The 23,112-nt window shown below is 68.3% G+C and carries 25 protein-coding genes and 1 riboswitch; of the genes, 12 read left to right on the forward strand and 13 right to left on the reverse strand.

Annotated features, from left to right (window positions below; translation table 11 throughout):
• The first annotated feature begins 56 nt into the window (after positions 1–56).
• A complete protein-coding gene (locus J2X42_RS10975; RefSeq protein ID WP_310165024.1) occupies positions 57–1,142 on the forward strand; it encodes an Lrp/AsnC family transcriptional regulator in 1,086 nt (361 codons plus the stop codon).
• Between the two features lie 23 nt (positions 1,143–1,165).
• Here J2X42_RS10975 and soxR read toward each other — a convergent pair whose 3' ends face one another.
• Positions 1,166–1,642 carry a redox-sensitive transcriptional activator SoxR gene (gene soxR / locus J2X42_RS10980; RefSeq protein WP_310165025.1) on the reverse strand — a complete coding sequence of 159 codons (477 nt, stop codon included), beginning with the start codon at positions 1,640–1,642 and terminating at the stop codon, positions 1,166–1,168.
• Positions 1,643–1,750: 108 nt separating this feature from the next.
• On the opposite strand from soxR, the gene J2X42_RS10985 reads away from it, so the two are divergent.
• A complete protein-coding gene (locus J2X42_RS10985) occupies positions 1,751–3,151 on the forward strand; it encodes an MFS transporter (RefSeq protein WP_310165026.1) in 1,401 nt (466 codons plus the stop codon).
• Position 3,152: 1 nt separating this feature from the next.
• Here J2X42_RS10985 and J2X42_RS10990 read toward each other — a convergent pair whose 3' ends face one another.
• Positions 3,153–3,878 carry a class I SAM-dependent methyltransferase gene (locus J2X42_RS10990; protein WP_310165028.1) on the reverse strand — a complete coding sequence of 242 codons (726 nt, stop codon included), beginning with the start codon at positions 3,876–3,878 and terminating at the stop codon, positions 3,153–3,155.
• Between the two features lie 314 nt (positions 3,879–4,192).
• On the opposite strand from J2X42_RS10990, the gene J2X42_RS10995 reads away from it, so the two are divergent.
• Positions 4,193–6,094, forward strand: coding sequence for a DEAD/DEAH box helicase (locus tag J2X42_RS10995; protein ID WP_310165029.1), 1,902 nt, complete (start codon positions 4,193–4,195; stop codon positions 6,092–6,094).
• A 65-nt stretch (positions 6,095–6,159) separates the two neighbouring features.
• Here the strand turns inward: J2X42_RS10995 and J2X42_RS11000 are convergent, their stop codons facing one another.
• The 7 genes from J2X42_RS11000 to J2X42_RS11030 all read right to left on the reverse strand — a co-directional run bounded on the left by J2X42_RS11000 (position 6,160) and on the right by J2X42_RS11030 (position 10,612).
• The gene (locus J2X42_RS11000; protein ID WP_310165032.1) at positions 6,160–6,810 is read right to left on the reverse strand and encodes an MBL fold metallo-hydrolase; all 651 of its coding nucleotides are present in this window, start codon (positions 6,808–6,810) and stop codon (positions 6,160–6,162) included.
• A gap of 10 nt (positions 6,811–6,820) precedes the next feature.
• Positions 6,821–7,816 carry an aldo/keto reductase gene (locus J2X42_RS11005; protein WP_310165034.1) on the reverse strand — a complete coding sequence of 332 codons (996 nt, stop codon included), beginning with the start codon at positions 7,814–7,816 and terminating at the stop codon, positions 6,821–6,823.
• Between the two features lie 77 nt (positions 7,817–7,893).
• Positions 7,894–8,520: a nucleoside/nucleotide kinase family protein gene (locus J2X42_RS11010; protein WP_310165036.1), complete on the reverse strand. Its 627-nt coding sequence runs from the start codon at positions 8,518–8,520 to the stop codon at positions 7,894–7,896.
• Positions 8,521–8,529: 9 nt separating this feature from the next.
• Positions 8,530–8,898: a multidrug efflux SMR transporter gene (locus J2X42_RS11015; RefSeq protein WP_310165038.1), complete on the reverse strand. Its 369-nt coding sequence runs from the start codon at positions 8,896–8,898 to the stop codon at positions 8,530–8,532.
• Positions 8,898–9,221, reverse strand: a complete 324-nt coding sequence (locus J2X42_RS11020) for an SMR family transporter (protein WP_310165039.1) — start codon at positions 9,219–9,221, stop codon at positions 8,898–8,900. The genes J2X42_RS11015 and J2X42_RS11020 overlap by 1 nt, the downstream gene beginning before the upstream one ends.
• A 9-nt stretch (positions 9,222–9,230) precedes the next feature.
• A riboswitch (guanidine-III (ykkC-III) riboswitch) is annotated at positions 9,231–9,296 on the reverse strand.
• A 72-nt stretch (positions 9,297–9,368) separates the two neighbouring features.
• The gene (locus J2X42_RS11025) at positions 9,369–9,899 is read right to left on the reverse strand and encodes a ferritin (RefSeq protein WP_310165040.1); all 531 of its coding nucleotides are present in this window, start codon (positions 9,897–9,899) and stop codon (positions 9,369–9,371) included.
• Between the two features lie 86 nt (positions 9,900–9,985).
• Positions 9,986–10,612, reverse strand: coding sequence for a HutD family protein (locus J2X42_RS11030; protein ID WP_310165042.1), 627 nt, complete (start codon positions 10,610–10,612; stop codon positions 9,986–9,988).
• A gap of 78 nt (positions 10,613–10,690) precedes the next feature.
• On the opposite strand from J2X42_RS11030, the gene J2X42_RS11035 reads away from it, so the two are divergent.
• The 3 genes from J2X42_RS11035 (at position 10,691) to J2X42_RS11045 (ending at position 12,719) form a co-directional block, all read left to right on the forward strand.
• On the forward strand, positions 10,691–11,530 hold the full coding sequence (locus J2X42_RS11035) for an aminoglycoside phosphotransferase family protein (protein ID WP_310165043.1): 840 nt from the start codon (positions 10,691–10,693) through the stop codon (positions 11,528–11,530).
• Positions 11,531–11,617: 87 nt separating this feature from the next.
• Positions 11,618–12,217: a phosphoribosylanthranilate isomerase gene (locus tag J2X42_RS11040; RefSeq protein ID WP_310165045.1), complete on the forward strand. Its 600-nt coding sequence runs from the start codon at positions 11,618–11,620 to the stop codon at positions 12,215–12,217.
• A 100-nt stretch (positions 12,218–12,317) separates the two neighbouring features.
• Positions 12,318–12,719, forward strand: coding sequence for a YccF domain-containing protein (locus J2X42_RS11045; RefSeq protein ID WP_310165047.1), 402 nt, complete (start codon positions 12,318–12,320; stop codon positions 12,717–12,719).
• On the opposite strand, the gene J2X42_RS11050 is transcribed toward J2X42_RS11045, so the two are convergent.
• From J2X42_RS11050 to J2X42_RS11060, 3 genes are all read right to left on the reverse strand, one after another.
• Positions 12,716–13,126, reverse strand: coding sequence for a VOC family protein (locus tag J2X42_RS11050; RefSeq protein WP_310165049.1), 411 nt, complete (start codon positions 13,124–13,126; stop codon positions 12,716–12,718). The two genes, J2X42_RS11045 and J2X42_RS11050, sit on opposite strands and share 4 nt — an antisense overlap.
• A 38-nt stretch (positions 13,127–13,164) precedes the next feature.
• Positions 13,165–14,034: a DUF4031 domain-containing protein gene (locus tag J2X42_RS11055; RefSeq protein ID WP_310165050.1), complete on the reverse strand. Its 870-nt coding sequence runs from the start codon at positions 14,032–14,034 to the stop codon at positions 13,165–13,167.
• 147 nt (positions 14,035–14,181) lie between these two features.
• Positions 14,182–15,516: an FAD-binding oxidoreductase gene (locus J2X42_RS11060; RefSeq protein WP_310165052.1), complete on the reverse strand. Its 1,335-nt coding sequence runs from the start codon at positions 15,514–15,516 to the stop codon at positions 14,182–14,184.
• A gap of 180 nt (positions 15,517–15,696) precedes the next feature.
• Between J2X42_RS11060 and J2X42_RS11065 the strand changes: the two genes are divergently transcribed.
• The 5 genes from J2X42_RS11065 (at position 15,697) to J2X42_RS11085 (ending at position 19,666) form a co-directional block, all read left to right on the forward strand.
• A complete protein-coding gene (locus tag J2X42_RS11065) occupies positions 15,697–16,107 on the forward strand; it encodes a TOBE domain-containing protein (RefSeq protein WP_310165053.1) in 411 nt (136 codons plus the stop codon).
• Entirely contained in the window at positions 16,104–16,907 is an 804-nt protein-coding gene (gene modA / locus J2X42_RS11070; RefSeq protein ID WP_310165056.1) for a molybdate ABC transporter substrate-binding protein, read from the forward strand. Before J2X42_RS11065 ends, modA begins: the two co-directional genes overlap by 4 nt.
• A gap of 52 nt (positions 16,908–16,959) precedes the next feature.
• The gene (locus tag J2X42_RS11075; protein ID WP_310165058.1) at positions 16,960–17,832 is read left to right on the forward strand and encodes an ABC transporter permease; all 873 of its coding nucleotides are present in this window, start codon (positions 16,960–16,962) and stop codon (positions 17,830–17,832) included.
• On the forward strand, positions 17,829–18,893 hold the full coding sequence (locus J2X42_RS11080) for an ABC transporter ATP-binding protein (protein WP_310165060.1): 1,065 nt from the start codon (positions 17,829–17,831) through the stop codon (positions 18,891–18,893). Before J2X42_RS11075 ends, J2X42_RS11080 begins: the two co-directional genes overlap by 4 nt.
• A gap of 92 nt (positions 18,894–18,985) precedes the next feature.
• Positions 18,986–19,666 carry a hypothetical protein gene (locus J2X42_RS11085; RefSeq protein ID WP_310165062.1) on the forward strand — a complete coding sequence of 227 codons (681 nt, stop codon included), beginning with the start codon at positions 18,986–18,988 and terminating at the stop codon, positions 19,664–19,666.
• Positions 19,667–19,857: 191 nt separating this feature from the next.
• Here the strand turns inward: J2X42_RS11085 and J2X42_RS11090 are convergent, their stop codons facing one another.
• Positions 19,858–20,193, reverse strand: coding sequence for a hypothetical protein (locus tag J2X42_RS11090; protein ID WP_310165065.1), 336 nt, complete (start codon positions 20,191–20,193; stop codon positions 19,858–19,860).
• A 230-nt stretch (positions 20,194–20,423) separates the two neighbouring features.
• Here J2X42_RS11090 and clpB point away from each other — a divergent pair, with 230 nt between their 5' ends.
• Entirely contained in the window at positions 20,424–23,087 is a 2,664-nt protein-coding gene (clpB, locus tag J2X42_RS11095) for an ATP-dependent chaperone ClpB (protein ID WP_310165067.1), read from the forward strand.
• Positions 23,088–23,112: the final 25 nt, after the last annotated feature.

Consider the following 23,112-nt stretch of genomic DNA (forward strand, 5'->3'; position numbering starts at 1 on the left):
GTTGCTGCCACCAGTCTGGCGTGACCTGCTTCACACCGAACGAAACCGCTGGAAAAATGCAATTGGAAGCTATATTTGGCTGGATTCGTGCACTAGAGGAGGGGGCTGACGTGGAGCTGACCGAAGAGGACCTGGCCCTCATCAACGCGCTCCAGATCGCGCCGCGGCTGAGCTGGGCGGACGCCGCCGAGGTGCTGGGCGTCCACGCCACCACGCTCGCGGCCCGCTGGGAACGGCTGCGGTCCGCCGGGGCGTCCTGGGTCACGGCACACCTCATGGGCGATCCGCAACAGATGTGCCTGGCGTTCGTGGACGTGGAGTGCGAGATGCACCGCCGTGACGATGTGACGGAGGCACTGGCCGCCGTCCCGGAAATCGTGACGGTGGACGAAGCGGCCAGCAACCGCGACCTCATGCTGACGGCGATCACGGCTTCCCTGGAGGAATTCGGCACCGCCGTGGCCTCGCGGCTCAAGGACATCGACGGGCTGGTGAAATACCAGACGGCGCTGTGCACCCGGCTTCACACCGGTGCCTACTCCTGGCGGCTCAACGTGCTGGACCGCGGCCAGGTCGCTGCACTGCGGGCCAAGGCCGGCCCGGAGGCTGCCGGCTCCGCACCGCCGTCGTCAACGCATGAGCCACTGCCTGCCAGCCACCGTGACCTGTTGCCGTTCCTGGCCAGGGACGGCAGGGCGACGGCGGCGGACATCGCCCGCGCCCTGGACCGGCACCCCGCCACCGTCCAGCGCCAGCTGAACCGGGTGCTGGCCAGCCATGTGCTGTCGTTCCGCTGCGAGGTGGCCCAGAAGTTCTCCGGCTATCCGGTCACCTGCCAGTGGTTCGCCAATGTGCCGGCCGGCCAGCACGATGCCGCGGCCGCCGAGATCCGCGGGTTCCGCAACGTCCGCCTTGCCGCCTCCACCACCGGGCGGACCAACTTTGTGATCATCATGTGGCTGCAGTCCGTGGCAGACGTCCTGACCCAGGAGCTCGCGCTGCAGCAGCGCATCCCCGGGATCGAACTCGTGGAGAGCGTGGTGATGCTCAGCAGCGTCAAGCGCGTGGGCTGGATGCTGAATCCTGACTCGACCACCACCGGCGCCGTTGTGCCGGCAGTTGGCCTGCAACTGGGCGGTTAGCCGCCGTCGTCGCGCTCCGGCGGTTAACTGCCGCCCTGGCTGCCTGCGGCGTCCCAGCGGCGGGCGCCCGTGCCGCCGTCGCCCAGGCTGTCCTCCGGGTTCTGCAGCCGGCAGGCCTTCAGGCTCAGGCAGCCGCAGCCGATGCAGCCGTCGAGGTCGCTCCGGAGGTGCTCGAGCGCCTCGATCCGGGCGTCCAGTTCCGAGCGCCACAGCCGGGACAGCCTCGACCAGTCCCGTTTTGTGGGAGTGCGCCCTTCCGGCAGGGAATCCAAGGCGGCGCGGATGTCCTTCAACGGAATGCCCACGCGCTGCGACACCCGGATGAACGCCACGCGGCGCAGCGCATCCCGGCGGTAGCGGCGCTGGTTGCCGGGAGTGCGCTCGGAGGAGATGAGCCCGTTGCGTTCGTAGAAATGAAGGGCCGACGGCGCCACTCCACTGCGGTCCGATAACTCGCCGATGCTCAGGACATGGTGCGTCCCGCCCGCTACCTGTGGCATGCTTCCCCCTGTTGGATCAGCGGCGTTCCGGGCCGGGGGTCCTGTCCGCTCCACCAGCCGGCCGCGCGCCTTGACCTCAACCTTAGTTGAGGTCCTAGGTTAGCGTCCATGACATCTGACCAGGCCGTTACCGTGCGCGATTCAACCCTCCCAGCCACCCACCCCTCGGCAGGCATCCTGCAGCGGCCCTACCTGTGGGTGACCATCGGCGCGTGTGCCCTGGTGTTCCTGGCGGCGTTCGAATCGCTGGCCGTGACAACCATCATGCCCGTGGTCAGCCGCCACCTGGACGGGGCAAGCCTGTACGCGCTGGCCTTCGCCGGGCCGCTCGCCACCGGAGTCATCGGCATGGTCGCCGCAGGGAACTGGTCCGACCGGCGCGGCCCGGCCGCCCCGCTCTACGCCTCCGTTGCACTGTTCGTCCTTGGCCTGCTGATTGCCGGGACGGCGGCGTCGATGCCCGCGCTCGTGGCCGGCCGCCTGGTCCAGGGGCTCGGCGGCGGCGCGATGACAGTGGCCCTCTACGTGGTGGTGGCCCGGGTTTACCCTGCGATCCTGCACCCGAAGATCTTCGCCGCGTTCGCCGCTGCCTGGGTGATCCCGTCCCTGGTGGGCCCGTTCGCGGCAGGCCTCGTGGCGCAGGTCCTGAGCTGGCACTGGGTGTTCCTGGGCGTGGTGGGCCTGGTGGTGCCCGCCCTGGTGATGATCGTTCCGGTGCTCCGCGGCGTGGACCGGCAACCCCAGGAGACGGCAGTCCCGCCGTGGGCTGTGGGCCGCCTCGCGTGGGCGGCGCTCGCCGCCCTGGCGGTCCTCGCGCTGAACCTGTCCGCGGAAGTCCGGATCGGCGGCATCCCCGCCGCTCCTGCCGTTCTCGCGGCGGCCGCCGTCGCGGTGGCTTTGCTGGCCGTCCGGCCGCTGGTGCCGCGGGGAACCCTGACCGCCAGGCGGGGCCTTCCGAGCGTGATCCTGACACGCGGCCTGGCGTCGGCGGCGTTCTTCGGGGCCGAGGTGTACCTGCCCTACCTCCTGATCGAGCAGTACGCGTTCTCGCCCACCTTCGCCGGCCTCACCCTGACGGGCGGCGCGCTGGCGTGGGCCGGTGCCTCCGCCATCCAGGGCCGGCTCGGCGCCCGGCTGGACCACCGCGCGGCGGTGCGCATCGGCTCGGTGCTGGTCCTGGCCGCCATCACCCTCGCGCTGGCTACCACCGCACTGAACTGGCCTGCCGCCGTCGCCATTGCCGGCTGGACCTTCGCCGGCGGAGGGATGGGGCTGCTGTATCCGCGGCTGAGCGTCATGACGCTGGCGCTGTCCACGAAGGACAACGAGGGCTTCAACAGCTCCGCGATGTCCATCTCCGACTCGCTGGGCGGCGCGCTGTCGCTCGCCTCCACGGCCATCGTGTTCGCGGCATTTACGACGACGGCGGGATCGTTCAGCGGCGTTTTCGCCCTTGCCGCGGTGGTTGCCGCCGCCGCGGTGGCCGTCGCGCCGCGGGTGTCGCGCTAACTCACGCCAGCCGGGTGGCCCGGAGCACAGTGTCGCCGATCATGGCTTCCCGGCCGTCCGGCCCTGCGGTCACCCGCTCGCGCGTGGTTTTGACCTCCACCTGCCATTCCGGCGAGTCCAGTCCGAGCTCCTGCACCAGCTGCGCCGGGGTGTAGAACATCTCCGCCGCTGTGTGGTTACCCCACGGCGGCAGCCGGTCCGGGTGGTGGCCCACAATCAGGAGCGTGCCGCCCGGCTTGACGGCGGCGGCAGCAGCCCGCAGCGGCCCCTGCCACGCAAACTGCGGTGAATGCAGGAACTGGGAGGACACGAGGTCGTACGTTCCCTGCGGCTGCCATTCCGCCAGGTCGCACTGTTCCCAGTGGATGCGGCTGGGAATTTCGCCGGGTCCTTCGGCGTGCACGCTTTCGCGCTCCAGCGCATCTTTTTCGTGCGTCGCGGCACGTTCCAGCGCGACGGCGGAAACGTCGACGGCGGTGACGGTCCAGCCCTGCTGGGCAAGCCAGATGGCGTCGGCGCCTTCGCCGCAGCCCAGGTCCAGGGCCTTGCCCGGCCGGAGCCCGCCTCCTTCGCGGACCAGCTGCTGGTTGGGTTTGCCGCTCCAGAGTTTCGGCTTGCTGCGGTACCTTTCGTCCCAGGCTTCAGCGGCACTTTGGCGGGGTTCGTCCGTGAGCCGGGTGCCGCCGTCGTCCGTTATGTGGTGGTGGTCCTCACCCTGTTGCGTCATGCCTCAAGCCTGCTCCTGGAGGGCCCCCGCTGGCAACGGCCGCCGTCCGGGACGGGGCCCGCCGCGCGAGGATGCTAGACTGGTGGAACTTGATGTGCAGTGATGCCCGCTTGCTCCCTCTATTTGGGAAGCGGGTTTTTTCATGTGAGAGGCACATCCTGCGTCGATGAACGCGTTCCATTTGGTCCCAGCCGCCGCCCTGAATTGGGCAGCAGCACGGTTGATCACCTGACTTTTCTTCGGCGAAACCCTTGAGCCAACCGGCATCGGGGGCCGATATCCGCACGGATACCGCCTGAAAGACCTTTGACTACATGACTACTTTTGCTGCCCTCGGCACGCCCAAAGCACTTGCCGACACCCTCACCGCCCAGGGAATCGTTGAACCGTTCCCCATCCAGGTCAAAACCCTGCCGGACACCCTGGCCGGACGCGACGTCCTGGGCCGCGGCCGCACCGGCTCCGGCAAGACCATCGCCTTCGCCATCCCGCTTGTAGCACGACTCGCTGAGCGGGAAGCCAAGCACTTCCGCAAGCCGGGCCGCCCCATGGGGCTGGTCCTCGCACCGACCCGCGAGCTGGCCACCCAGATCAACGCCACCATCGAGCCGATGGCCAAGGCCATGGGCCTGAACACCACCGTGATCTACGGCGGCATCTCCCAGGCCCGCCAGGAAAAGGCCCTGCGCGCCGGCGTCGACATCGTCATCGCCTGCCCGGGCCGCCTGGAGGACCTGATCCGCCAGCGCATCCTGACCCTCGAAGCCGTTGAGGTCACCGTCCTGGACGAGGCCGACCACATGGCCGATCTCGGCTTCCTGCCGGTCGTGAAGAAGCTCATGGACATGACCCCCAGCCAGGGCCAGCGCCTGCTCTTCTCCGCCACTCTGGACAACGGCGTGGACAAGATCGTCCAGCGCTACCTGTCCAACCCGCTGACCCACTCCGTGGACGACCCGCAGGCCGCGGTGACCACCATGGAACACCACGTGCTGGTGGTCAACGACCAGACCGTCAAGAAGCAGCTGATCGTCGAGCTCGCCTCCGGCGCCGGCCGCCGCGTCCTCTTCATGCGGACCAAGCACCACGCCCGCAAGCTGGCCAAGACCCTGACCGACGCCGGGATCCCCGCCGTCGATCTGCACGGCAACCTTTCGCAGAACGCCCGTGACCGCAACCTCGCCGAGTTCTCCTCCGGCGAAGTCCGCGTCCTGGTGGCCACCGACGTCGCAGCCCGCGGCGTCCACGTGGACGACGTCGAACTGGTGATCCACGTGGATCCGCCCACCGAGCACAAGGCATACCTCCACCGCTCCGGCCGTACGGCACGTGCGGGTTCGGACGGCACCGTTGTCACGCTGACCCTCCCGGAGCAGCAGTCCGACGTCAAGAAGCTGATGAAGGCTGCCGGCGTCGAGGTCAACTTCGAGCGCGTCACCGCGAACTCACCGCTGGTTGCCGAACTCGTGGGCGAAATGGCCGACAAGATCGATCCGCGCACCCGCGCCGCGCTGCTGGCCGCCAAGGCCAAGCAGCAGGGCGGGGGCACCTCCACCGGTGCCAACGCCGAGCGCAAGCGCGCCCGCCGCACGACGCAGGCTGCACCCACAGCCGGTGGCCGTGGCGGACGTGGCGGACGCGGACGGGTCTCGGCTGAGGCTCCCCGCACCGACCTGCCCCGTGCAGAGCGCCGCGCCGTGGCCTACGAAGGCCAGGCCGCTGCCCGCAACGCAGCAGACCGCGTCATCGAGCAGAACGAAGACCGCGCCATCGCCGCGGCGGCGGCACGCCGCAACGCCCGTGGCCGCGGGACAGCAGCTTCGACTCACCGCAACGACGTCCCCGCAGCAGGTGGCCGTGCATCTGCCGGCCGCGGTTCGGACGGACGCGCGGACTCACGCGTTACCCGCAGCGACGCTCCCCGCGGCGGTACCGGACGCCCGGCTACCACCGGCGGCGGACAGCGCGGCGGACGCCCGGCAACGGGCCAGCGCGCCGCAGCCGGAGCCGGTGCCCGTACGGGCGGCGGACAGCGCTCAGCAGGTGCCGGCGCAGCCGGTGGCGGCAACGGCGGCAACAAGGCGGTTTGGTCCTCCAACACTGGTGGAACGTCCGGCGGATCCTACGCAGGCAACGGCGGCGGCAACGGCCGTCCGGCCCGCAGCGGCCCGCGCCGTGCGTCAGCTCCGGCGTCGAACGAACGCCGCAGCCGCTAGGTAGAAGTGATCGGTGGTTGAGCTTGTCGAAACCTCGGTTTCGACAAGCTCAACCACCGTTTTGTTTACCAGCCGCGGGCGCGCCACTCCTGAAGGTGCGGGCGTTCCGCGCCCAGGGTGGTGGGTTTGCCGTGGCCCGGATGCACCACGGTGTCATCCGGATAAGCATCAAACAATCGTTCGCTGACATCGCTGATCAGCTGGTTGAACCGCTCAGGGTCCTTCTGGGTGTTGCCCACCCCGCCGGGAAAGAGCGAATCCCCGGAGAAGATGTGGGCGGGCCCGGCCGGATCCTGGTAGACCAAAGCCACTGAACCGGGCGTGTGCCCGCGCAGGTGCACTGCTGTCACATCGAAGCCGTCGAAGTTGCCGACGTCACCGTGGTCCAGCAGTACCTCCACTTTCACCGGGAGTTCCGGGGCGTCCTCCGTTCCGGCCGCCGTCCGGGCTCCGGTCGCGTCCACCAGGGCAGGCAGCGCGCGGACGTGGTCCCAGTGCTGGTGCGTGGTGGCGATCAGCTCCAGTTTGGGAGTCGCCGCGGTGTCCGCGGCGGCGTCCTGCAGTAATGCCTGGATGGCCGGAAGGTCGTCCGCGGCATCAATGAGCAGTTGCGCGCCGGACGCCTTGGCGGTCAGCAGGTACACATTGTTGTCCATCTCGCTGACCGAAATCCGGCGGATGGTGATGTCGCGTAAGTCGTGAATGAGCGTGTCCATGGGCTTCAGTTTATTCACGGCCCTGGGACACCCAGTTGGGGTCCGCCGAGCGGGAGCCGACGACGGCGTCCGCGGCCTGGTCCAAGGCGTCCACTTGCGCCGGGGTCAGGTCCAGGGACAGGGCGCCCAGGTTTTCGTCGATCCGGTGCGTTTTGCGCGTGCCGGGGATGGGGACCACCGCCAGTCCCAGCCGCTTGCCTTGGGCCAGCAGCCAGGCGAGTGCCACCTGCGCTGGCGTCGCGGACAGCTCCGCGGCGACCGACCGCACTGCCTCCACGACTCCCTGGTTGGCGTCGGCGGCTTCCTCTGCGAAGCGGGGGATCCGGCGTCGGAAGTCATTGGCTCCGAGGCTGGATGCGTCCACGGTGCCGGTGAGGAATCCCCGGCCCAACGGCGAATACGGCACAAAGCCCACGCCCAGGCCGGCCGCGGCCGGAACAACGTTGCGTTCCACGTCGCGGCTCCAGATGGACCATTCGCTTTGGACCGCGGCGATCGGATGGACGGCATGGGCTTCGGCCAGTTCCGTTGCGGTCACCTCTGACAGGCCAAGGTGTTTGACCTTGCCCTGCTGCACCAGCCCCGCCATGGCCTCCACGGTTTCCACAATCGGAACGCGGAGGTCACGGCGGTGCATGTAGTAGAGGTCGATCACGTCCGTGCCCAGGCGCTTCAGGCTGGCGTCGACGGCGTGCCGGACGTAGGCGGCGTCGCCCCGGATGTCCGTGTAGCCGTCCGCCGGATTGCCCACCAGGGAAAACTTGGTGGCGAGCTGCACTTCACCGCGGCGGTCCTTCAGCAACCTGGCGATGAGTTCCTCGTTGCTCCCTCCGCCGTAGATGTCCGCGGTGTCGACAAAGCTGACGCCGGCATCCACGGAGTGGTGCAGGGTTTTGAGGGACTCGTTCGGGTCAACCTCGCCGTAGACCGGCGTGAGGGCCATTCCGCCGAAGCCCAGGGGACTGACCTTGAGGCCGTCGCCGAGATGGACCAATGCTGCAGTCATGAGCGCGCTCCGTTTCTTGTGGACTTTTATCCCAGCCAAGAACCCCGGCCCCGGCCGGACTATTCCTGGCCGGCCTCCTAGCCCCAGGGGATGATCCGGTCGGCTCCCTGGCGTGTGGCCTCGATCATCACGGCGTTCGTCTGGTCCGGGCCCAGCGCCCACGCCTCGGCCGCCGTCCGTTCCATGCCGAATTCCACGTGCCTGTCCACGAGCCGGCCCAGCCGAAGCGCGGGTGGTGTGTCCATGAACCAGACCTCGTCCAGCTGCGCCCGGACGTCCTTCCACGCCGGCGTCTCCGCGAGCAAATAGTTGCCTTCGGTGATCACCAGCGGCACGGACGCCGGGACGGCGATCGACGCCGCCACCGGCTCGTCCAGCGTGCGGCGGAATTCCGGTGCGTACACCACTGCCTCGTCCCGGCGCACCAGCCGCTGCAGCAGCGAGAGGTACCCGCCGACGTCGAACGTGTCCATGGCTCCCTTGCGCTGCCGCAGCGGGGTGCCGTCGATGATCGCGTTGCCCAGGTGGAAGCCGTCCATGGGAACCACCACGGCGAGGTCCGCGCCGAATTGCTGCTGGAGCCAGGATGCGAAGGTCGACTTCCCGGAGCCGGGGGAACCTGTGATGCCCAGCAACGTCCGCCGGCCGCCGTCGAGCCTTTGCTTGAGCGTGGCGAGCGCCTGCTTCATCTCGGGGGAGTCCATGGCAAAAGCCTAAACCGGTTGGTCTTCGCGGACCTTCGCAGATTTCGCGGCGGGCAGGGACTTCAACCCCGCCGCGCAACCCACAATCCCGGCGATGAAGAGCACCTTCAAAACGCTGAAAGGTTCGACGCCGGTGGCCATCGCCCAGCCGACCGTCAGGGCAGCCCCGATCCCCACCCAGACGGCGTAGGCGGTGCCGAGCGGGATGCTGCGGATGGCGAGCCCCAGGCCAACCATGCTCAGCGTGGCCGTCACGGCGAAAACGATGGTGGGGAGCGGGCGGGTGAAACCGTCGGACAGGCCAAGGGCCGTGGCCCAGACAGCTTCGAGCACGGCGGAGGCGAGCAGCAGCAGCCACGCGGTGGAACGCTTGTTCATCACGCCACCACCTTCAGGCCAACCACGCACGCGGCGATGCCGGTGAGCAGCAGCAGGCGCGCCGCCGTCGGACGTTCCGCCCGGGTGATGATCGCGTAGGCGGAGGTCAGCACCACGCCCACCCCCACCCACACGGCGTAGGCGGTCCCGGTAGGGATGGCCTGCATGGCAATGGCGAGGCCCGCCATGCTGGCGAGGACGGCGGTGAGGAAGAGGAGCGCGGGGGCGACGCGGCGCCGGCCGGAAGCCTGGAAGGCGCGGTGCAGCGCGGCGGCCCAGACGGCCTCCAGCGCCCCGGAAAGAATGAGGATTAACCACGACATGACAGATCCTTTGGCCAGTCTTGTCGCGTGCCGGGTACTGAACCGTCGTCCGGAGGGTCCGTTGCGGAGCCTTGCTTCCAGCGTAGCAACGCCCGACGGCGGGTGGCCACGTTGGTGGCCAACCTCACCGCCGGGTGTGACAGGGGGTTAGAGGGCGCCGCCGGCGGCAACGGGGGCGGAGGCATCGCGGCCGCCGTCACCGACGGTTTCGCGGGCGATGAAGTTCTCGATGTCGAAGAGGTTGTCAGCGCGCTCGGCGATGTTCAGCAGCGTGGTCATGGCGGCGACTTCCTCCACCTGTTCCTTGAGGAACCACAGCATGAACTGCTCGCCCAGGGCGTCGTCCTCGGCCCGGGCGGCACGGAAGAGGGCTTCGATGCTCGCCGTCACTTCCTTCTCCTGCTGCAGGGCCAGGGCCAGCGGCTCGGTCACAGTGGAGAACTCGTTGCGCACTGTGGGGACTCCCGGGATGCTGAAGGCGATGTCGCGGTCCAGCATGTACTGCACCATCATCATGGCGTGGTTCCGTTCCTCCACCGACTGCCGGAAGAAGTATTGGGCCAACTGCGGGAGATCCTGGTTGGCGAACCAGGTGGCCACGGCAATGTACTGCTGCGAGGCCGCAAACTCGTTGCCGATCTGGGTGGACAGAAGCGCATTAAAGGGTGTGGAGGTCATAGCCCGAGTCTAGGAGCGGCGCCCACCCCTGGCCAGTGTGGAAAGGCTCAGATAACGAAGGTGAGGCTGGCCTGCCACGCCGTTGGCTAGGCCAGAACCCGGTCAATCGACACAACGGCCAGGAAGCCGCGGCCCAGGATTTCCGGTGACCGCGTGTCAGAACCCACGACGGCGTCGTAGCGGCCCAGTGCCTGCGGTTCGGCCGCGGGGGCTGCTTCCGGGACGTCTTCCGTTCCGCCGTCGGCCTCCGCAGCGGCGCCCGGGCTGACGGTGGCCTGGCCCTGGAGCAGCACCGCCAGCTGGCCATCAAAAACGGGGTGCGCGCGCTTCTTGGACAGCTCGATGATGGACGTGAAGCCCTTGAACGAACCTGTCCGCGTGATGACGTTGAGGTCGCGGATGTCGCCGGTGGGCAGGGCCCCCTGGGTGGCGGCTTCGCCGGAGAACCTGAAGGGCCGGTACTTTTCGAGGGGATACTCTTCGCCGTCCACGGTCAGCAGGAGCAGTTCGCCGTCGATCACGGTCAGGACGCGCTCCATGCCGGGGAACGGCGAGAAGTCGCCGGCCTTGGTGACTTCGGCAATGCTGACGCGCCAGTCCCAGGCCCCGTCCTGCGCTGACGCGGCCTGCGGATGGCTGGCCAGCTCACGGGTCACCCCGCCGCCGTTGCGCCACGGTTCGGACCTGAGTTCTGCAAAGCGGATGATCTCCATCCGTCCAGCCTAGTTTGTCGGGTCTGCCGGGCGGCGCAGATCATAGGGCCGCGTTGCCTCACATGGCATGCTGGGGAGATGCGCCAGGGGATCACCGACGAACAGAACCGGCTTCTGGCGTCCTGGCTCGGGAGCTACACGGTGGTCCGGGACTACTCCTGGCCCCTGCAGGACACCAACGTCCTCCACGTCGTCACGCCGTCGGGCACGGCGTTCATCATCAAGGCGAGCACCACCAGCCACCACATCCACCGGGAAATCGCAGCCCACGCCGCGGGCTTCGAAGGGCTCGACGGCCGGGTTCCAGCCTTGCGGCATGCCTCCGCACGGGCCGGAATCCTGGTGACGGAATTCCTGCCGGGGACGCTGGTCGAGGGCACCCCGGCCGAGGAAGATCCCGAGACATACCGCCAGGCGGGAGCGCTGCTGGGGAGCATCCACCGGCCGGCCGGGTCCTCGCCCCACTACGCCAATGCCCTGGCCATCAAGACCCGCGCGTGGATGGACCGAGCCCACGGGCTGCTGCCGGAAACCCAGCTCACCAGCCTTGCCCGGAACCTCGATGCCTTGAACCCGGGCACTGTGGAGCTGGTGGCCACGCACGGCGATTACCAGCCACGGAACTGGCTGCAGGACAACGGGCAGATCAAGGTCATCGACTTTGGCCGGGCGGAACGGCGTCCGTGGGCGCACGACCTCGTGCGGCTCAGCCATCAGCAATTCGTTCACAGGCCCGAACTTGCCGAGGCCTTCCATGCCGGCCTCGGCAGGACCGTCGGGCCGGCGGAGGCGGACCTGTGGCGCCTGGAGAACCTGAACCAGGCCATCGGAACGGTGGTGTGGGCCCACCAGATGGGGGACACCGCCTTCGAACAGGCCGGGCGGGACATGGTGGAGCGGGTGCTGGCCGCGAGTTGAAAGACCGGCGTCACATCGGCGCACGGCGCTCTTCCCTGCTAATGTCCTCCCGGGGGACGTCACGAAGACAGCCTGAAGGAGCCGGAAATGTTCGTCAAAGTCTGTGGTCTCAGTACGCCCGAATCAGTCCGTGAGGCCGTGCAGGCCGGGGCGGACGCCGTCGGCTTTGTCCTGACGGCCAGCCCGCGGGTGGTCACGCCGTCGCAGGTTTCCACTCTCCTGGCCGATGTGCCGGACGGCGTGGTCGCCGTCGGCGTTTTCCGGCACGAACCTGTAGCCGATGCCATTGCCATCGCCCGGGCCGCCGGACTCGAGTGGGTCCAGCTCCACGCGGACCTCACCCCGGAAGACGTCACAACGGTGCACGACGCCGGCATGAAGCTGATCAGGGCGGTCACCATGGCGGCCACTGCAGACGCTTTCGCCGACTGGGGCGAGGAACTCCTGCTCATTGACGCTGCCGTACCCGGGTCCGGCGAGGCCTGGGACTACGCGTCCATGGTGGACGTGACGGCACTCCAGGACCGCAAGTGGCTGCTGGCCGGCGGACTGGATCCGGACACCGTGGCGCACGCCGCCGCAGCCTCAGGCGCGTGGGGCGTGGACGTCTCCTCCGGTGTGGAAATCTCACGCGGGGTGAAGGATCTGGCAAAGATCCGCGCGTTCGTCACGGCCGCCAAGGGCTGACCGCGGGTCCATCGAGGCGTCCGGCCCGCGGCCAGGACTCAGGGGTGAATCAGGGCAGCCCCGGAGGTTTTTGTCGGACCCGCCGGGGCACAATGGACAAATGAAGACACTGCTCAACATCATCTGGCTGGTTTTCGGCGGGTTCTGGCTTGCCCTGGGCTACTTCCTGGCCGGCATCATCTGCTGCCTGCTGATCGTCACCATCCCGTGGGGCATCGCATCCTTCCGGATTGCCGCCTACACGCTGTGGCCGTTCGGACGCATGGTGGTGGACAAGCCGGGCGGCACAGGCGTGTTTTCACTGCTCGGCAACGTGATCTGGCTGCTGGTCGCGGGCATCTGGATTGCCATCGGCCACGTGGCAACAGCCATTGCCATGGCCATCACCATCATCGGCATTCCGCTCGCCATCGCCAACCTGAAGCTCATCCCGGTGAGCCTGATGCCGCTGGGCAAGCAGATTGTGCCCACCGACCGGCCGTTCATCACCGCCTACCGCTAGGCCGTGCCCGTGACCAGGCCCTGGGCTTCCAGTTCGTCGGACTGCAGGGCACGCAGCACGCAGAACTCGTTGCCGTCCGGGTCCGCCATGACCACCCATGTCACCTCCGGTCCCTGCCCGACGTTGACGCGGGTGGCACCCAGAGCCTCCAGCCGCTTGACCTCCGCGGCCTGGTCTTCCGGACGGAGGTCCAGGTGCAGCCTGTTCTTGAGTTCCTTCCGCTCGGGCACCTTCAGGAACAGCAGGTCCGGGCAGACACCGTCGGCAGGGCTGCCAGCCGGCGGCTCCAGTACGATTTCGTCCTCCGCCTCATACGTACGGCGCCACTCGAGCGCCTTCTCCCAGAAATCCGCGGGTACTTTCGGGTCGGTGGAGTCGATGCTGAGGGCTTGGATGCGCAGGTTCATCCGAGCAGTCTTCCACCGGCTGCCGTGGCCGTAAAGGCTCAGGCGAGTTCTCCCCGGAGGTTTCGGCGTGCGGCGTCGAGCCACAGTTCCCGCGCCCGCTCGCTGTGGAACAGCGGGTCCAGTTCCAGCAGGTGGCGCACGACGGCGGCGCGTCCGGCCGCGAAGTCGGCGTCGCCGATGTGCGCGTAGTCTTCCCGGACGGCGGCCACATACCTTGCGTAGGGCTCCGGTTCGCCGCCGAGAACTGACAGGTCCGCGTCGCAGAGGAGGGCGCCGTCGTTGTCCCCCGGTTCCGGGCAGTGGTCCGAGGTGAGCCGGACCAGCCGCGCGACTTCCTCGACGTCCGAGGCGGGGAGTCCGGCGTGGGTCAGGCGCTCCTCGGCGAGGCGGGCCGAATCCTCCTCGTCCTGGCCGGCGGCTCCGCGGTATACGGCGTCGTGGAACCAGGCGGCCAGCTGGACGATGCGGGGAGGGTCGGCGGGTTCGGCGAGAACGTCCAGGGCCTCCAGCACCGCGAGGAGGTGGGTGCGGCCGTGGTAGTGGCGGTGCTCCTCACCCCACCGGTCCAGCAGGTCGAGGAAGAGGGCATCATGGCCGGGCATGATGTTTTCCCAGCGGTTCAGCAGCGGAACTTTCAGCGACTTGCTGCGCTGGCGTGCTGGGATCCGGAGCCCGCTGGCGATGAGTTTGCGCACCAGGATCCGGGCCTCCACCGGGATGGCGCCCGCGGCCACCAGGTCCTCGAACCGGCGCTCCGGTACGTCGTAGTGGTCGCCGTCGAAGGCCCGCTCCGGGATACCGGCCGCGGCGGCGAAGGCGTGGAGTTCCTCAAGCGAGGTGTCAGAAATGAGGTGCGAGAAATGGGTTCCGTGCGCAGGCCAGAGGGGCGGATCGAGGTAGATGGCCATGCTGGAAGTCTAATCCCGGCCGACGCCCGGCCGGGGGCGTACACTCCCGCCCGGTTACTGGCAGGAACGACGGCGTCTTCCGGCACACACGCCGTGTCTCACCACACGTGCCGGAGTGCAACGGGGCAGGAACGTACGCGGAAGCGGTCAGGAACCCGCAGGAAGGATGTTCTGGTTGCCGCGGAAAACGTTCTGCGGATCGAAGTCGCGCTTGACCCTGGCGAGCCGGGCGTAGTTCCCGTTGCCGAAGGCGGCGCGGATCCGGTCCTGCCCTTCGTTGCCAATGAAGTTGAGCCATACGCCGCCGTTGGCGTAGGGGGCGATCTTGGCGCGGAAGTCCTTGACCCAGGCCTTCGCCAGCTCGCCGCCCTCGGGCGTGGGGGAGATGCCGTATGGGTGGCTCACCCAGGCCGCGTTCCGGTTGCTCAGCGGGGTGGCCGCTCCGGCGTTCCCGCCGACGGCGCCGCCCCACCGGGCGATGAGCTGCTGGGACGTGGCATCAGGGAGGTTCCGGGCCGATTCCACAAAGATGTCCAAGGCTGCATCGGGAAGGTCGTCGTGGTAGTCCGCGCTCCAGTAGTTGTAGTGGTCCGGTGGATCGTCCAGGGAGCCGTTGAACTCTGCATAGCCTGTGTCGCCCACCAGGTCGACGGCGGGCCCGAGTTCGCGGAACGGCCGGGCATGTTCGGAGCCTTCCTCGGCGTCACCCGCGAAGACATAGCCAACGGCGACTGCCAATTTTCCGACCAGATGCTCAGGCACAAACGGCTCCGGCGGCGCGGTCAGGTACAGCAGTCCCACGCCGACGCCATCGGGGGCTGCCAGGGCCAGGTCCCGGAACGCGCGCGAGACGTCCAGGGCCTCTTCACCAGGCCACAGCCATATCCCGGCGTGGACCACCGGACCGAGCCGGTGCGCCTGGAACGTGAACGACGTGGCAACGCCGAAGTTCCCGCCGCCGCCATGCAGTGCCCAGAAGAGTTCGGGATTCTCCGTGGCGTTCGCGGTGACACGCTCGCCGTCGGCCGTCACCAGGTTCACCGAGACCAGGCTGTCGCACGCGAACCCGTAGGACCTTTCCAGCCAGCCGGACCCTCCGCCGAGGGTGAAGCCGGCGATGCCGGTGGTGGAGGCTCGCCCGCCGGTCACCGCCAGGGCGTGCTCCTGGGTGGCGTGGTCGAATTCGCCCCAGGTCAGCCCTGCCCCCGCGGTGACGATGCCGGACTCCGGGTCCACATCCATTGACTTCATGGGCCGGACGTCGATCACCAGGCCGCCGTCGTTCATGGACATTCCTGCTACCGAGTGACCCCCGGCGCGGACGGCGATGGCGAGGGAATTTTGCCGCCCGTAGCGGAGGGCCTCGGCCACGTCAGCGTCGCTGGAGCACTGGGCGATGGCGGCCGGACGCCGATCAATCATGGCGTTGAAGACCTTGCGGGCCGGGTCAAAATCGGGGCTGTCAGGTTTGATCCACTTCATCACAACGCTCCTCAGCGAGTGCGGCTCTTCCCCTCCCCATAGCGTAGGACTCCCGGCCCCGGCGTTCCATAGACGGCCGAGTCGGGCATACCGCGTGCGGCCGTCCACAACCAATGTCATGTTTGGCTTAAGCGGAACAAACCGGCAAATCAATCCGCAAATGCGGTCTAGAATGGCAAAATGCCCACGATACGCGTTTCCGAAGCCGCCCGATTCCTCGGCGTCAGTGACGACACCGTCCGCCGCTGGACGGAGAACGGCAGCCTGACCCCGGTCAGGGACGACGCCGGCCGGCTGGCTGTTGACGGCCTCGAACTGGCCCGCCATGCGCAGAAGCTCGCTCAGCTTCCCGAGGACCCGCACCGGACCGGAAGCTCGGCCCGCAACCGGTTCGTTGGCCTGGTCACCGGCATCACCGCGGACAAGGTCATGGCCCAGGTGGAGCTGCAGTGCGGGCCGTTCCGGGTCGTGTCGCTGATGAGCAGCGAAGCGGTCCTCGAGCTGGGGCTGGAACTCGGCTCGGTGGCAACCGCGGTGGTCAAGGCCACCACCGTCATTATCGAAACACCGCAGGGAAAGAGCATCGTATGAATAACCTCCCCGGAAGACCGCGCACGCTGGCGGCGCTTGTCGCCGTCGGGCTGGCCGCCGCCCTGACAGCGTGCGCCTCGGCCGCCCCTGCGGGCACTTCCACGCCAGCGGCCACGTCACAGCTCTCCGGAACTGTGACCGTCTTCGCCGCCGCGTCGCTGAAAGCCACGTTCACCCAGCTGGCACATGATTTTGAAGCCAGGAACCCCGGCACCAAGGTCACGCTGAGCTTCGCCGGATCCTCGGACCTGGTCACGCAGATCACCCAGGGTGCGCCGGCTGACGTCTTTGCCTCCGCCGACACCAAGAACATGGTCAAACTCGCCGACGCCAAACTCCTCGACGGAACCGCGAAGAACTTCGCCACCAACGTCCTGCAGATCGCTGTCCCGCCCTCCAACCCGGCGTCGATCACTACCTTCGCGGACCTGGCCAAACCCGGGGTCAAGGTGGTTGTCTGTGCCAGCCAGGTTCCGTGCGGCGCCGCCGCGGACACCGTGGAAAAGGCCGCAGGCGTTACGTTGTCCCCGGTCAGCGAGGAATCCTCGGTCACCGATGTCCTGGGCAAAGTAACGTCCGGCGAGGCCGACGCCGGCCTCGTCTACGTGACTGACATCAAAAGCGCCGGTGCCAAGGTCAAGGGCATCCCGTTTGACCAGTCCGGCGAGGCCGTCAACACCTACCCCATCGCCACAGTAGGCTCGAGCCGGAACAAGGAACTGGCGGACGCATTCATCGCCATGGTGGCCGGCGCCGAGGGCAGGAAAACCCTCAGCGAGGCAGGCTTCGGCGCACCGTAGGCAAGCCGCACGCAAGCAAGTCCCGCCCAACACAAGCCGCACTGAGGAGACCATGGGACAGGCCAGGAACGGCGGGTACGGCGGCATCCCGCGCTGGATCTACGTCATCGCCGCAACCGGCGGCGTGTTCGTCCTGCTGCCGCTGGCCGCGATGGTGGCCAAGGTCAACTGGCCGCAGTTCATCCCGCTGGTCACCTCGGAATCGTCGCTGACCGCCCTCGGCCTGAGCCTGCGCACGTCCGCAGCGAGCACTGCGCTGTGCCTGGTGCTGGGGGTGCCGCTGGCGCTGGTCCTGGCCCGCGGGCGCTTCCCCGGGCAGGGCCTGCTCCGCTCCGTCGTCCTGCTCCCGCTGGTCCTGCCGCCGGTGGTGGGCGGCATCGCCCTCCTGTACACGTTCGGCCGGCAGGGGCTCCTGGGCCGGACGCTGGAGGTCGCCGGACTCCAGATCGCATTTTCGACGACGGCGGTGGTCCTCGCGCAGACGTTTGTGGCCCTGCCGTTCCTGGTGGTCAGCCTCGAGGGCGCCCTGCGGACGGCCGGGAACCGCTACGAGGCGGTGGCTGCAACCCTCGGCGCCCGGCCCACCACCGTGGTGCGCCGGGTCACCCTTCCGCTGGTCCTGCCGGGCCTCGCTTCCGGAGCGGTGCTGTCCTTTGCCCGCAGCCTGGGCGAGTTCGGCGCCACCCTTACCTTCGCCGGAAGCCTGCAGGGGGTGACCCGGACGCTGCCGCTGGAAATCTACCTGCAGCGGGAGACGGACGCCGATGCCGCCGTCGCCCTTTCCCTGGTCCTGGTGGCCGTTGCGGCGGCCGTGGTGGCACTTGCGTACCGCAGGCCACGCCCCGCAGGCCATGGTCCGGAAGGCGCCCCGGGCCCACGGGAAAGCCCGACGGCGGCGCACGCCGCGGGGAGCGCAGTCCGGTGACGTTTACGGTCCGGGCCGCCGTGGCCGCCCGGGACTTCGACGTATCCCTGACCGTGGGGCCGGGTGAAACCGTGGCCGTCATGGGACCCAACGGCGCGGGAAAATCCACCCTCCTCAACGTCGTCGCCGGCCTGCTGCACCCGGATTCAGGCAAGGCCGAGCTGGACGGCAGGACCCTGTTCAACCTCGCCGCCGGCCGCGGTGAATGGACCGCGCCGCACCGCCGTGGCACCGCCCTGCTGGCCCAGGAACCCCTGCTTTTTCCACACCTGAGCGTCCTGGAAAATGTGGCGTTCGGCCCCCGCAGCGCCGGCGTTTCGAAGCATGAGGCACGCGCGTCCGCACTGCGCTGGCTGGCCGAAGTGGAGGCGGTGGAGCTGCAGTCCCGCCGGCCCGCCCAGCTGTCCGGCGGGCAGGCCCAGCGCGTGGCGGTGGCGCGGGCCCTCGCCGCCGACCCGGGCCTCCTGCTCCTGGACGAACCCATGGCCGCCCTGGACATCCATACCGCCCCGTTGCTCCGGCGGCTGCTGAAACGGGTACTCGCGGGCCGCCGCGCCATCATCATCACGCACGACGTCCTGGACGCCCTGATGCTCGCCGACCGGGTGGTCATCCTCGAAAACGGCCGGATCGCTGAACACGGTCCCACGCGCGGGGTCCTGCAGGTGCCGAAGAGCCGGTTCGCGGCAGGGCTCGCCGGCCTGAACCTGGTCACCGGCACCATCGCCGGCCATGGGCTGCTCGCCGGCGACCTGGCGATCTATGGCCAGCACGACGAACTGCCCGGGGAACTGCCCGCAGGCCAGCCCGGGGTGGCCGTCTTTCCGCCGTCGGCCGTTTCCGTTTTCCTCACCGAGGCGCACGGCAGCCCGCGGAACTCCTTCGCCGTCACGGTGACCGACCTTGAACCGTATGGTGACCGGATCAGGGTCCGCGCCGGAACCGGCGGGCAGCTCAGCGCCGATGTCACTCCGGAAGCAGCCGCCGACCTGGGGCTCGTCCCCGGCGCCCCGGTGTATTTTGTGGTCAAAGCCGCGGCGGTCTCCATCTATCCGGCCTGAGATCATCCAATGGGATGAACCCGTGCGCCGCGGCCTTGGCTAGGCTGGTCAGCGCCGGCCCACCCGAGCCGGCACTGATGTGGGGGAGTGCAGTGAAGCTACGGAACAGGAAAATTACGACGGCGGCCGCCGGGTTGGTGCTCGCGGCCGGACTGGCAGGGTGCAGCCTCTTCCCGTCACCCCGGCCGCCTGCTCCGTTGCCGGCCACCCCCACCTCAATGCTGCCGGCGAACTGCCCGTTCCTCGCGCCGGAGGACGTCCGCCCGGTCCGGGTTCCCCGGGGAACGCCCAGCGAAGCCATTGGGGGCGTGCTGAATTCCTACGGGGCGTGGCTCAACGCAGGGTCAGAGACCCTAGCGGCGTGGCAGGCCGGCGGCACGGTCCCGCGGGAATGTGTGGACAGCCTGGCCGCAGCAAACGCCGAGGCGTACTCCACCACTATTTTCACCAGCCACACCGACGTGGCCTGGCAGCAGTACTTCAGCGCCGTCGAACGGATGAACGCCCAAACGCTGCAGGGCGTCCGCGATGCCACGGAAGGCCAGGGAGGCCGGGGCACCTTCGAGTTGCTGAAGGAGATCGACTCAAGCTCCACGGAGAACGGCACCTTCCTGAAGTTCGATGCCGTGTACAAGCCGTCCGCGGCAACGCCGGTTGGAGCCACATGGGAGGAATGGGACAAGCCCACACGCTGGTACGTGGAGCTCATCCCTGACGGGGACTTCCTGGTCGTCAACTATGTGGAGCAGACGCTGGCCGCCGGATATCCCTGAAAGCCATTGACTAGTTTTGTCACTTTGCGTGACACGGTTCACAGCAGCGAGTAATATCTCTTGTGGATCGCCGCGCACCCACGGCCGGTCCATCCACTCAGCTGAGCCGATCGGCGAACGCAGGCCCTCGGGCGGGTGGCTCCTTGGGGGAGTCACCCGCCCGGGATGTTTAAAGACCCTCGTGCCCCGCACTACATTCCGGGCATGTCCAGGGACTCGTAGACCTCGATGCGGCACCCGGGCATCAAAAGGTGCGGATGGCCTTCGAAAAGAGCCTGGGCGCTGTCCAGGTCCTCGGCCTGGATGATGGCGTACCCGCCGACTTCCGTTTCGGTGTCCGATATGCCCGCCGCGGTAATTTCCCTCCCGGCGAGGAGCGGTGTGCCGATGTCAACGATGCCGTCGCCCACCCGGTCCGCCCACTGCAGCCAGGCTTTTAGGCCCTCCTGGGCAGCCTCGGGGGTGCTCTCCAGCAGCTGCTGTTGGGCCGCCTTCGGTCCCATGTAAAGAACAACGAACTTCTTCATCGCAATCCTTCGCTTGAGTGTGCCGCGGATCGTGGTGTCCGGTTGCAGACTGATCCTAGGGCCGCCCACCGCCGCGGGGCTACAGTGCAGGGGGAGCCATTTGCGGAACCTTGGTGTCATCTACTGCCTGGTTCGCTGTGGGCAAAAACCTGCGGCGGAGCATCCTCCATGAAAGTTGAGCGTAGTAGACTCAACTTAGCGAAAATGCGCATCCCCGGAAGGAGCTCTCTTTGGACGTCAAATTCACCACCAAGAGCCAGGAGGCTCTTTCGGCAGCAGCCATGAACGCCTCCACGGCCGGAAACCCCCAGGTGGAACCTGCCCACCTGCTCAAGGCGCTGATGGATCAGCGGGAGGGCGTCGCCGTCGCGCTCCTCCGCGCCACCGGCGCTGATCCGGACGCCGTCAGCGTCCAGGCGAGCAGCGCCATCAAGGCGCTCCCGGCAACCTCCGGGGGCTCCACCCAGCAGGCGCAGCTGTCCCGGCCCGCACTGCAGGCCATCCAGAACGCCAAGAACGAGGGCGACCGGCTGGGCGACTCGTTTGTCTCCACCGAAGTCCTGCTGCTGGGGCTCTCCGCGGGGAGTGACGCCGTCGGGCGGTTGCTGCGCGACGCCGGCGCCTCCCACGAGGCGCTGCTCGCCGCCCTGCCGGGTGTCCGCGGCGACCGGAAGGTCACCAGCCCGGACCCGGAGAACACCTTCCAGTCACTGGAGAAGTTCGGCACGGACCTCACCGCGATGGCGCGGTCCGGGAGGCTGGACCCGGTCATCGGCCGCGACACCGAGATCCGGCGCATCATCCAGGTGCTGAGCCGCCGCACCAAGAACAACCCCGTCATCATCGGCGAACCCGGTGTGGGCAAGACCGCCGTCGTTGAAGGCCTGGCCCAGCGGATCGTGGCCGGAGACGTCCCGGAAAGCCTGCGCGGCAAGACGCTGATCGCGCTGGACCTGGCGTCCATGGTGGCCGGCGCCAAGTACCGGGGCGAGTTCGAGGAGCGGCTCAAGGCCGTGCTGGAGGAGATCAAGAACTCGGGCGGCCAGATCGTCACGTTCATCGACGAGATCCACACGGTGGTGGGCGCCGGTGCCACGGGGGAGTCTTCCATGGATGCCGGCAACATGCTCAAACCCATGCTGGCCCGCGGCGAGCTGCGGCTGATCGGCGCCACCACGCTGGACGAGTACCGCGAAAACATCGAGAAGGACCCCGCCCTGGAGCGCCGCTTCCAGCAGGTCTACGTGGGTGAGCCCAGCGTGGAGGACACCATCGGCATCCTGCGCGGCCTGAAGGAACGCTACGAGGCGCACCACAAGGTGACCATCGCGGACTCCGCGCTGGTGGCTGCCGCAACCCTGTCCAACCGCTACATCTCCGGCCGCCAGCTGCCGGACAAGGCCATCGACCTGGTGGACGAGGCGGCTTCCCGGCTCAGGATGGAGATCGACTCCGCGCCGGAGGAAATCGACCAGCTGCGGCGGTCTGTGGACCGGCTCACCATGGAGGAACTGGCCCTCGCCAACGAGAAGGATCCGGCGTCAGTGGAACGCCTGGCCGCGATCCGGGCCGACAAGGCGGACAAGAACGAGGAACTCTCCGCGCTCAACGCCCGCTGGGAAGCCGAGAAGGCTGGCCTCAACCGCGTCGGTGACCTGAAAGCCAAGCTGGACGAGCTCCGCTCCACCGCGGACAAGGCGCAGCGCGAAGGCGACCTGGAGACAGCGTCGCGTGTTCTCTACGGTGAGATTCCGGCCCTGGAGCGTGAACTGAGCGCTGCCGCCGAGGCTGAGGCCGAGGCCGAGGTGAAGGACAAGCCTGCCCAGATGGTGGCGGAGCAGGTCACGGCGGACGACATTGCCGAGGTCATTTCGGCCTGGACCGGCATTCCCGCCGGGCGTATGCTGCAGGGCGAGAGCCAGAAGCTCCTGCACATGGAGGAGGAACTCGGCAGGCGCCTGATCGGCCAGGCAAAGGCCGTGGCCGCGGTGTCCGACGCCGTCCGGCGCGCCCGGGCGGGCATCAGCGACCCCAACCGGCCTACAGGCTCCTTCCTGTTCCTGGGCCCCACCGGCGTGGGCAAAACCGAGCTCGCCAAGGCGCTGGCGGATTTCCTGTTCGACGACGAACGCGCCATGGTCCGGCTGGACATGTCCGAGTACGGCGAGAAGCACTCCGTGGCGCGGCTCGTGGGCGCGCCCCCGGGGTACGTGGGCTATGAGGAAGGCGGCCAGCTGACAGAGGCCGTCCGCCGCCGGCCGTACTCGGTGATCCTGCTGGACGAGGTGGAGAAGGCCCACCCGGAGGTCTTCGACATCCTGCTGCAGGTGCTCGACGACGGCCGCCTCACCGACGGCCAGGGCCGCACCGTGGACTTCCGCAACGCCATCCTGGTCCTGACCTCGAACCTGGGCAGCCAGTTCCTGGTGGATCAGAACCTGGACGCGCAGGCCAAGCGGACCGCCGTGATGGCCACCGTGAATGCCTCCTTCAAGCCGGAGTTCCTGAACCGGCTGGACGAAGTGGTGCTTTTCGATGCGCTGACCGTGGATGAGCTGGCGGAGATCGTGGAACTGCAGGTGGCGGAGCTTGGCAGGCGCCTGTACGAGCGCCGCCTGACCCTCGAGGTGACCGACGGCGCCCGCGCCTGGCTGGCCATGTCCGGCTTCGACTCCGCCTACGGCGCCAGGCCGCTGCGCCGGCTCGTGCAGAAGGAGATCGGCGACCGTCTGGCCAGGGCCATCCTGTCCGGCGACATCACGGACGGTGACACGGTGCTGGTGGACACTGCGGCCGACGTCGATGAACTCACCATCGAGGGCTTCGAGGCCCTGGCCGGGCCCGACGGCGGCGCTCCCACCGGGACGGGGTTGGTGGTCCGTCGCAAGGACTAGGCGGAGCGGCCCGCCCCGCTCCGGC

It is taken from the genome of Arthrobacter sp. BE255 (assembly GCF_031457335.1).
Taxonomy (GTDB): Bacteria; Actinomycetota; Actinomycetes; order Actinomycetales; family Micrococcaceae; genus Arthrobacter.